Genomic DNA, 4,343 nt, shown 5'->3' on the forward strand with positions numbered 1-4,343 from the left:
ATTTCTTGAAGCGTGTAAGCAGCACCGTATGCTTCTAGTGCCCATACTTCCATCTCACCGAAACGCTGACCACCGAACTGAGCTTTACCACCAAGTGGTTGCTGAGTTACTAGGCTGTAAGAACCCGTTGAACGAGCGTGCATCTTGTCATCGACTAAGTGGTTCAATTTCAGCATGTACATGTAACCAACAGTTACAGGACGCTCAAACGCATCACCAGTACGACCATCAAACAACGTAAGCTGACCAGATTCTGGCAGATCACCCAGTTTTAATAGTTCTTTAATCAACGACTCTGAAGCACCATCGAATACTGGCGTAGCAATCGGTAGACCACCACGTAGGTTCTTAACCAACGTACGAACTTGATCGTCTGACAATTCAGCAATGTCTACTTTCTGACGTGTATCACCCAGATCGTAAACCTTCTGAAGGAAGTTACGGAACTTATGCAGCTCTTGTTGTTCCTTCAGCATCTTGTTCAGTTTGTCACCGATGCCTTTCGCAGCTAGACCTAAGTGTACTTCTAAGATCTGACCGATGTTCATACGCGATGGTACACCCAGCGGGTTCAGTACGATATCGACAGGTTGACCTGTTTCATCGTATGGCATGTCTTCAACAGGGTTAATCTTAGAGATTACACCTTTGTTACCGTGACGACCGGCCATCTTATCACCCGGTTGGATACGACGCTTAACAGCTAGGTATACTTTAACAATCTTAAGTACACCAGGTGCCAGGTCATCACCTTGAGTGATTTTACGACGCTTAGTTTCAAACTTCTTATCGAAATCTGCTTTTAGCTCATCCCATTGCTCAGCAAGTTGCTCTAGCTGTGACTGAAGCGCATCGTCTTCAATCGTTTGCTCTAGCCATTGCTTGCGACCAATAGAGTCAAGCTTAGCTTCAGAGTAACCACCATTGATGAGAACAGCACGAACACGAGCAAGTAGACCACCTTCAAGAATTTGGAACTCTTCAGTTAGGTCTTTCTTCGCTTCTTTCAGCTGCATCTGTTCAATTTCAAGCGCACGCTTGTCTTTTTCTACGCCATCGCGAGTAAAGACTTGAACGTCGATGATAGTCCCTGAAACAGAGTTTGGTACACGCAGTGATGTGTCTTTAACATCAGATGCTTTTTCACCGAAGATTGCACGTAGCAGTTTCTCTTCAGGCGTCAGTTGAGTTTCACCTTTAGGGGTTACTTTACCAACTAGGATGTCGCCACCCTTCACTTCAGCACCGATGTAAACGATACCTGACTCGTCTAGTTTAGACAGAGCAGATTCACCTACGTTTGGAATATCAGCTGTGATCTCTTCAGAACCCAGCTTAGTATCACGAGCCACACAAGACAGTTCTTGGATGTGAATCGTCGTGAAACGGTCTTCTTGAACTACGCGCTCAGATACTAAGATCGAGTCTTCGAAGTTGTAACCATTCCAAGGCATAAATGCGATACGCATGTTTTGGCCAAGCGCTAGCTCACCAAGGTCAGTTGAAGGACCATCAGCAAGTACGTCACCGCGTGCAACAGGCTCACCTGGCATAACGGTTGGGCGTTGGTTAATACATGTGTTTTGGTTTGAACGCGTGTATTTTGTTAGGTTGTAGATATCGATGCCCGCTTCACCAGGAATCAATTCATCTTCATTAACCTTAACAACGATACGAGATGCATCAACCGATTGTACTTGTCCACCACGTTTTGCTACCGCTGTAACACCAGAGTCAACTGCGATGTTACGTTCGATACCCGTACCAACTAAAGGCTTATCAGCTCTAAGAGTTGGAACAGCTTGACGTTGCATGTTCGCACCCATCAATGCACGGTTCGCATCATCGTGTTCTAGGAACGGGATAAGCGAAGCAGCGATAGATACAACTTGGTTTGTTGCAACGTCCATGTAATTAACATGTTCACGTGGGTGAAGACCAGATTCACCTTTCTGACGAGCCGTGATCAGCTCTTCAGAGAAAGTCGACTCTTCTGTCAATAGTGTATTCGCCTGAGCGATAACAAATTGACCTTCTTGAATAGCAGAAAGGTAATCAACATCTTCAGTCACTACGCCATCAACAACACGACGGTACGGAGTCTCAAGGAAACCGAACTCGTTACAACGTGCGAATGCTGATAGAGAGTTAATCAAACCGATGTTTGGACCTTCAGGCGTTTCGATCGGACATAGACGACCGTAGTGCGTAACGTGAACGTCACGAACTTCGAAGCCAGCACGCTCACGAGTCAGACCACCAGGACCTAAAGCAGAAATACGACGCTTGTGCGTTACTTCTGACAATGGGTTGTTTTGGTCCATAAACTGGGACAACTGTGAAGAGCCAAAGAATTCTTTAACTGCAGCTGAGATCGGCTTAGCGTTGATAAGGTCCTGAGGCATAATTGCATCAAGATCACCAAGGCTTAGGCGTTCTTTAACAGCACGTTCTACACGAACTAAACCAACTCGGAATTGGTTTTCAGCCATTTCGCCTACGCTACGGATACGACGGTTACCAAGATGGTCGATATCGTCCACTTCGCCTTTACCGTTACGGATCTCGATCAATCTGTTCATCACCGCAATGATGTCAGTTTCATCTAGTGTACCTTGTTCACCGGCATCTTCACGCTCAATTGAGCTGTTGAATTTCATACGGCCAACTGTAGATAGGTCGTAACGATCTTCATTGAAGAACAAGCTTTGGAACAATGTTTCTGCTGCGTCTTTTGTTGGCGGCTCACCAGGGCGCATCATGCGGTAGATTTCTACCAACGCTGAAAGGCGATCAACAGTACTGTCGATGCGCAATGTTTCAGACATGAATGGACCGTGGTCTAGATCGTTCGTAAATAGAACTTCTAGCGCTTTGTGACCCGCTTGAGATAAATTTGCTAGAGCTTCTAGGCTGATCTCATGGTTTGCACCAACGATGATCTCGCCAGTTGCTTCGTTGATATAATCTTTCGATGCAACCTTGCCAACGATGTACTCTACTGGTACTTCGATGTGCTCAACGCCATCTTTTTCAAGTTGACGAATGTGACGTGCTGTCACACGACGACCTGTCTCAACGTAAGTTTTACCGTTCGCTTCAATGTCGAATGACGCAGTTTCACCGCGTAGACGATCAGGAACTAACTCCATTAATAGAGTTTTGTCTTTTACTTCAAAGTTCACTTTTTCAAAGAATAGATCCAAGATCTCTTCTGTTGTTTTACCAAGTGCGCGAAGAATGATCGAAGCAGGTAGCTTACGACGGCGGTCTATACGTACGTATAAGTTATCCTTAGGATCGAACTCAAAGTCTAACCATGAGCCACGGTAAGGAATTACACGTGCGTTATATAGAACTTTACCCGATGAGTGGGTTTTACCCTTATCGCTGTCGAAGAACACGCCTGGGCTTCGGTGCAGCTGGGATACGATAACCCTCTCGGTACCATTGATAACGAAGGTACCATTGTCTGTCATAAGCGGAATTTCGCCCATGTAGACTTCTTGTTCTTTAATATCTTTTACGGTACCTGCTGGCGCGTCTCTATCAAAGATGACTAGGCGCAGTTTAACGCGTAGCGGTTTTGAATAAGTTACGCCGCGGATTTGACATTCTTTAACATCAAATACAGGCTCACCAAGACGGTAGCTAACGTATTGCAGCTCTGAATTGCCGTTATAGCTCTGAATTGGAAAAACAGAACGGAAAGCAGCTTCAAGACCGTATTGCCCTTCAGGATCCTGTTCGATAAATTTGTCGAACGAATCGAGCTGGATCGATAACAGGTATGGAATGTCCAAAACTTGTGGACGAGTACCAAAATCCTTACGGATGCGTTTTTTCTCGGTATAGGAGTAAACCATGGGGTTCCTCAGCTCGCTGATAAGTGACCCAAACTGCCCAAGGCATTCTAAGAATGGGGCAGTGACTAACAACTGTTTACTGTAGTGACATTGCTACTTTAATCAGCAATGTTTTTTGCATGGGTAGTAGTGGTTAAACAGCGGGAAAATTCACCAGTACCCTACAGCGCAAAAAGGCCGGTGGTTAATAAACCACCAGCCATTAGCCTTGCGGCTAAGAAATTAAGTAATAATTACTTAATTTCAACAGTTGCACCAACTTCTTCTAAAGTCGCTTTAAGCGCTTCAGCTTCAGCTTTGTCAACACCTTCTTTAAGTGCAGCAGGAGCTGAGTCTACTAGACCCTTAGCTTCTTTAAGGCCTAGACCTGTAGCGCCACGTACAGCTTTGATTACTTGTACTTTGTTTGCGCCAGCAGAAGCTAGAATTACGTCAAATTCAGTTTGCTCAGCAGCAGCTTCAGATCGGAAGAGCGGT

The 4,343-nt window shown here is 45.3% G+C and carries 2 protein-coding genes; both read right to left on the bottom strand.

Features of this window, described 5'->3' with window-relative positions; translation table 11 throughout:
- On the bottom strand, positions 1 to 3,866 hold a 3,866-nt coding region (gene rpoB / locus ACP45E_RS13860; RefSeq protein WP_069585129.1), incomplete at its 3' end, for a DNA-directed RNA polymerase subunit beta.
- 233 nt (positions 3,867 to 4,099) lie between these two features.
- Positions 4,100 to 4,343, bottom strand: a 244-nt coding sequence (gene rplL, locus ACP45E_RS13865; protein ID WP_069585131.1) for a 50S ribosomal protein L7/L12, incomplete at its 5' end; no start/stop codon positions are given.

The sequence above is a fragment of the Vibrio genomosp. F10 str. 9ZD137 genome (assembly GCF_049974785.1).
GTDB lineage: Bacteria > Pseudomonadota > Gammaproteobacteria > Enterobacterales > Vibrionaceae > Vibrio.